5 protein-coding genes are annotated in these 6375 nt (G+C 71.0%); all 5 read left to right on the top strand.

Translation table 11 applies throughout. The annotated features are described in order from the left end of the window. Positions 1-2547: alpha/beta fold hydrolase (locus IE267_RS35350; RefSeq protein ID WP_189766033.1), on the top strand; the 2547-nt coding region annotated here is incomplete at its 5' end. Between the two features lie 70 nt (positions 2548-2617). After that, entirely contained in the window at positions 2618-3253 is a 636-nt protein-coding gene (locus IE267_RS35345; protein WP_189766032.1) for a DUF6875 domain-containing protein, read from the top strand. Positions 3254-3284: 31 nt separating this feature from the next. Beyond that, positions 3285-4166 (top strand): alpha/beta hydrolase, encoded by an 882-nt coding sequence (locus tag IE267_RS35340; protein ID WP_189766031.1) that lies wholly within the window; start codon positions 3285-3287, stop codon positions 4164-4166. Then, positions 4163-5017 carry a tryptophan 2,3-dioxygenase gene (locus tag IE267_RS35335; RefSeq protein ID WP_167151432.1) on the top strand — a complete coding sequence of 285 codons (855 nt, stop codon included), beginning with the start codon at positions 4163-4165 and terminating at the stop codon, positions 5015-5017. The genes IE267_RS35340 and IE267_RS35335 overlap by 4 nt, the downstream gene beginning before the upstream one ends. 69 nt (positions 5018-5086) lie before the next feature. Continuing rightward, entirely contained in the window at positions 5087-6349 is a 1263-nt protein-coding gene (locus IE267_RS35330) for a kynureninase (RefSeq protein WP_189766030.1), read from the top strand. Positions 6350-6375 lie beyond the last annotated feature (26 nt).

Genomic DNA, 6375 nt, shown 5'->3' with positions numbered 1-6375 from the left:
CGTATTGAGCCGGGTGAGGTGGAGGCTGTGCTGGCCGGTCATCCGGGCATCGCGCAGAGCGCGGTCGTGGTCCGGGACGACCATGCCGGCGACGCCCGCCTCATCGCCTACGTCGTGCCGGACGTGGACGGGACAACCCCCGGCGAGGAAGCGGAACAAGGGCAGATCGAGGAGTGGAAGGATCTCTACAACTCGCTCTATTCCGAGTCCGGTTCGGAGTTCGGGGAGGACTTCTCCGGATGGAACAGCAGTTACGACGGTGAGCCCATCCCGCTGACCGAGATGCGTGAGTGGCGTGCCGCCACGACCGCGAGGATCAAGGCGCTTCGACCGCGCCGGGTCCTGGAGATCGGCGTGGGTACCGGACTGCTCCTCGCCGGCCTCGCACCCGAATGTGAGGAGTACTGGGGAACCGACTTCTCACCCACCGTCGTAGAAACGCTGCGACGCCATGTCGACGCCGACCCCGAACTCGCCCGGCGCGTCACCCTGCGCGTGCAGGCCGCGCACGAGAACGGCGAGCTGCCGCACGGCCACTTCGACACGATCGTCCTCAACTCCGTCGCCCAGTACTTCCCGAGCGCCGACTATCTGGAGCAGGTCATCGAGCAGGCCTTCCGCCTGCTCACTCCCGGCGGAGCCGTGTTCATCGGCGACATCCGCAACCCGCGGCTGCTGCGCACCTTCACCAGCGCGGTCCAGGCGGCCTCCGCCGACGACGTCGCAGACACGGCCGCCGTCCGTCGTGCCGTGGAGCAGAGTCTGGTCCTGGAGAAGGAACTCCTGGTGGACCCGGAGTACTTCACCGCCCTCGCCCACCACATCCCCGACCTGGCCGGCACCGACATCCAGCTCAAGCGCGGCGCCTCCCACAACGAGCTCACCCGCTACCGCTACGACGCCACCCTCTACAAGACCGGCATCACCCCCCACCCCCTCACCGACACCCCCACCCACCCCTGGCCAGGGGATCTCGCGGACCTCGCTGAGCAGTTGGGCACGGGACGGCCCGATCGGCTGCGCGTGACCGGCGTCCCGAACTCACGCATTGCCCACGATCTCGCCGTGCGGCAGGCGATCGAGGGCGGGACGGCGGCTCCCGGACCGCTCGTGGCCGGTGTCGATCCGGAGGAACTGCACCGGCTGGGGGAGCGCCACGGTTACTGGACCGCGATCAGCTGGAGCACGCACGATCCGGCCGCCGTCGACGTGACGTACGTTCGGCCCGAAGTCCTGGCAGAGCGCGTCGCCGTAGGTACGTACGCCTCCGCAGGCAGCGCCGCTTCCGGTATGCCGCTGTCCTCCTGGACCACGAGCCCGGGCGCCGGCCGCGACACGGGTGCTCTTCTCATCGCCCTGCGCGAGCACGCCCGTCGGCTACTGCCCGACTACATGCGCCCTGCCGCCATCGTGCCTCTCGACCGGCTGCCGCTCACCGCCAACGGCAAACTCGACCGCGCCGCGCTGCCCGCCTTCGCGCCGGAGCAGGCCGACATCGGACGGGCACCGGCCACACCGCAGGAGCAGGTCGTGTGCGAGCTGTTCGCGGAGGTGCTCGGGCGGCCGGTCGTCGGAGTGGACGAGGACTTCTTCGCCCTGGGAGGACACTCCCTGCTGGCCACCCGGTTGATGGCGCGGCTGCGGGCCGCCTTCGGCGTCGAGTTGGGGCTGCGGAGCCTGTTCGAGGCGTCGACCCCGGGCGGGATCGCGGCCCGGCTCGAAGCCGACGACTCGGACGGCTCCTACGAGGTGCTGTTGCCGCTGCGCCCCCGGGGCACACGGGCGCCGCTGTTCTTCGTCCATCCCGGCGGCGGCATCAGCTGGTCGTACAGCGCGCTGATCAAACACCTGGGCCCGCAGTACCCGCTGTACGGAATCCAGGCACGCAGTCTGGCCCGGCCGGAGGCCAGGCCGGGCAGCATCGAGGACATGGCGACCGACTACGCCGACCAGATCCAGACCGTGCAGCCGCACGGCCCCTACCACTTGGCGGGCTGGTCCTTCGGCGGGCTGTGCGCGCACGCACTGGCAGCCGAGTTCCGGCGGCGCGGTGAACCGGTGGCGCTGGTCGCGGTGCTCGACGTGATCCCCAACTGGCAGGGGCTGACCCACGCGGACGTACCCGCGCCCGACGACCGGGTGATGCTGCTGTACCACGTGGGTCTCGTCGACGACGGCACACAACGGCAGGACGACGAGGAGATGACCTTCGCCAGGGCGCGGGAGATCCTGCGTCGCCAGGGCAGTGCACTGGCCAGCCTGGACGAGGACCGGCTCGCGGCGATCACCGAGATCTCGGCGAACAACACCCACCTGACCATCGACTACCGGCCTGGCGCGATCGACGGCGATCTGCTGCTGATCGCCTGCTCGGAGCAGCAGGACCCGCCGGTCGACGCTGCGGCCTGGCAGCCGTACGTCCGTGGCACCGTCGAAGCCCATGTAGTGCCCGGCGAGCACGGGTCCATGCTGACCCGGCCGGACACGCTGGCCGAGATCGGTCGGATCCTGTCGGCCAAGCTCCACGAACTGACCGGCGACGAGTGACGTTCCCAGCCCGCCTTCCAGGCTCGCCCCGTCCGCCTTCCGCGTGGACCGATCCCGAGGACTGACAACGATGCTGACCGACGTGCTCTCCGTCGACTTGGCCAAGGCGCTAGAGGCCGCCGACGGCTGGCTGAGCGACTACATCCGCCGACCACACAGCGAACTGGGACGTACCGGCCCGGTGTGCCCCTTCGTGGAACCCGCCCAGCGCGCCGGCGCGCTGGAGATCCGGGTCAGACTGGTGGGTCCCACCCCCAGCCAGACCCTCATCGACGAGATCGTCCGCTGTGGGCTGGACGAGTTCAGCGAGGTCGACTGGAAGGCCGGCAACCCGAATCTGCGCTCGCTGCTGCTCGTCCTGCCGGACCTGCCGCCCGAGCATCTGCACCTGTTGGACGAGGCGCACGCCGCGCTCAAGCCCGAGAGCGTGCACCGCGGCCTGATGATCGCCCAGTTCCACGAGAAGTGCCGGGAGAAGGCCGCCCGCAACCCGGAGTTCGAGGTGAGCTACGCCCCCGTGCCGATGATGGCGGTACGGTCCATGGCGATCCATGACGTGCTGTTCCTCGCGGACCGGCGCGAGTGGTTCGAGGAGTACGCGAGCCGCTTCGGGGCGCGTTACCGGAACTCGGCGCACGGCATCGATCCGCTGCTGACCGAGATGTACGAACGGGCCCGTGCCAAGCATGGGCTGATGACCCCGTGATGCACGGCGGATTACGGCCCGGGGGTGCACGATGACGGACACCGCCGTGTACCGGGGCATGGATCAGGCCACGCTCGACCGGCAGTACTCGCCGAGTTCCCGGGTGCCGAGCCTCGGGGCCTACCTGCGGGAGTACGCACGGCGGAGCACGGCCGCCCGCCGGTGCCACCCGGTGCGCACCGGGCTCGCCTACGGCGGACATCCGGCCGAGGTGCTGGACTACTTTCCCGGCCGCCCGGGGCCCGGGCGGCCCCCCTTGCTGGTGTTCGTGCACGGCGGGAACTGGCAGGCGCTCGGCCGTGCCGAATCGGCCTTCCCGGTACCGCCGTTGCTCGCCGCCGGTGCGGCGGTCGCGGTGGTCGAGTACGGGCTGGCGCCGGACGTCGGACTCGACGCGATGGCGGGGATGGTGCGGCGCGCGATCGACTGGCTGCTGCACCACGCGGACCGGCTCGGGTTCGCCTCCGACCGGCTCCACCTGTGCGGCACTTCGGCCGGCGCGCACCTGGCCGCGATGGCCCTGTTGCCCGGTCCGCCGCAGGGGCCGGACGTCTCCGGCCGGATCGCCGGGGCGGTGCTGCTCAGCGGCATGTACGACCTTGAGCCGGTCCGTCTGTCGTACGTCAACGAGGCGCTGCGCCTTGACGAAGCGGGGGCGCGCCGCAACAGCCCGCTCGGCCTGCTGCCGCCGCGGTTGCCTCAGGTGGTGGTCGCCCGCGGGGGCAACGAGACCGAGGAGTACGTCCGCCAGCACGACCGGATGGTCGCGGCGCTGCGTCCCCGGGCCGCGGTGTGCGAGGTCGTCGCCGAGCGGCGCGACCACTTCGACCTCCCCTACGACCTGGGGGTGAGGGGCACCGGACTGGGCGACGCGGTGCTCGCGCAGATGGAACTGGGAGGAGCGGCCACATGACCACCGAACAGCCCGCGCAGGGCTCCGGGCAGAGCGCCGGATGCCCGCTGTCCGCAGCCGTCCCGCCGGGCACCACCCCGTACGCGTACTACGCGCGCATGGACGAGCTGCTGGCGCTGCAGCATCCGCTCAGCCCGGCGGACACCGAGCCGGGGTTCATCATCATGAGCCAGGTCAAGGAGCTCCTCTTCAAGCTGCTGCACACCGAACTGACCACCGCCCGCGATCAGTTGGACAAGGACCGGATCGACGCCGCGCTGTGGACCCTGCGCAGGTCGGCGCGGGTGCAGCAGGTCCTCCTCGTGTCCTGGGAGACGTTCTCCGTGCTCTCGCCCGCCGAGTTCGCCGAGTTCCGGGACGTCCTCGGATCGGCGTCCGGCTTCCAGTCGGCCGGCTACCGGCGACTGGAGTTCCTGCTCGGCAACAAGAACCCGGCGATGGCGCAGCCGCACCGGGACACGGCCGGTCACGACGCGGTGCTGAACCAACTGCACGAGCCGAGCCTGTACGACGCGGCCCTGGCCCTGCTGGCCCGCCGGGGGCTGCTCACGCCGGACGACTCCCCGGCGCGGGACGCCACCCTGCCGTACCGGTCCGGCGAGGACGTCGAGGAAGCCTGGCGGGCGATCTACCAGGACCGGCCCGGCCACCACGATCTGCATGCGCTGGCCGAGGCGCTGATGGACACGGCGGAGCAGTTCGCGCGCTGGCGCTACACGCATCTCCTCACCGTGCAGCGGATGTTGGGAGCCAAGCCGGGCACCGGCGGGACCGATGGCGTCGCCTGGCTCGCCCGGATCAGCGAACACCGTTTCTTCCCCGAGCTGTGGTCGGTGCGCTCGACGCTCTGACCCACCGGACAGGTGCCAGGAGCACCAGGGACACGACAGATGCCGACGGACTGAAGGTGAGGAGTGCCGATGGAGGGCGGAATCCCGCGCGCGGTGGCCGAGGAGCTGGACGCGGCCGATCCGCTGGCCGCGTTCCGGAAGCGGTTCGTCATCACCGATCCGGAGTTGGTCTACCTGGACGGCAACTCGCTGGGCCGACTGCCCGCGGCCACGTCGGACCTGTTGCGCGAGGTGGTCGAGAAGGGCTGGGGCGGCGGCCTCGTACGGTCGTGGCAGGAATGGATCGACTGGGGCGCCCGGCTCGGCGACCGTCTCGCCGCCCACGTGCTCGGCGCCCGGCCCGGCGAGGTGGTGATCTCGGACTCGACGTCGGTCAACCTGTACAAGCTGGCCGGCGCCGCGCTGGACGCGGCGCGCGGACGGAACACCGTCCTCATGGACGCCGAGGACTTTCCCACCAACCGGTACGTCCTGCAGGGGCTCGCCGACCAGCGCGGGCTGCGGCTGCGACGGCTCCCGTCCGATCTCGACGGCGGCCTGGATCTCGATGTGCTGCGCTCCGCCCTCGACCGGGACGTCGCCCTGGTGGTGCTGTCGCTGGTGTCGTACCGCAGCGGCGCGCTCCTGGACATGGCGAAGGTGAACGAACTGGCCCGCGCGGCCGGCGCCAGGGTGCTGTGGGACTTGTCGCACGCGGCCGGAGCCGTCCCCGTCGATCTCGCCGCGGCCGGTGCGGAACTCGCCGTGGGGTGCACCTACAAGTACCTGAACGGCGGCCCTGGTTCACCCGCCTTCCTCTATGTGCGCAGTGATCTGCACGCCGTGCTGCGCCAGCCGGTGTGGGGCTGGTACGGGCAGCGGGAGCAGTTCCGGATGGGGCCCGACTACGATCCGGTGCCGGGGATCGAGCGCTTCCTGGTGAGCACCCCGCCCCTGCTGTCGCTGGCGGCGATCGATCCGGCCCTCGCCCTCGTGGAAGAGGCCGGCGTGGACCGGATACGTACGAAGGGGCTGCTGCTCGGCCGGCTGGCCGACGATCTGGCCGCCGCCTGGCTCACCCCGCTGGGCTTCCGGTCGGCTTCGCCGGGGACGCCGGAGCAGCGAGGCTCGCATGTGTCGCTGCACCACCCGGACGCCTGGCGGATCTGTCAGACGCTCGCCGGTGAAGCGAAGGTCGTCTGCGACTACCGGGTACCCGACCGGTTGAGGATCGGTCTGTCGCCCCTCTACACCCGGTTCACGGACGTCTGGGACGCACTGGCACGCCTCCGCGAGGTCACCGCCGGGCGCACCTACGCGTCCCGCCCCGCCGACCTGGCCCGGGTGACCTGACCGTCGGCCTCGGGGCCACCGCCTTG

The sequence above is a fragment of the Streptomyces xanthochromogenes genome (assembly GCF_014650455.1).
GTDB lineage: Bacteria > Actinomycetota > Actinomycetes > Streptomycetales > Streptomycetaceae > Streptomyces > Streptomyces xanthochromogenes.
This window is presented reverse-complemented; position numbering and strand designations above follow the sequence as displayed.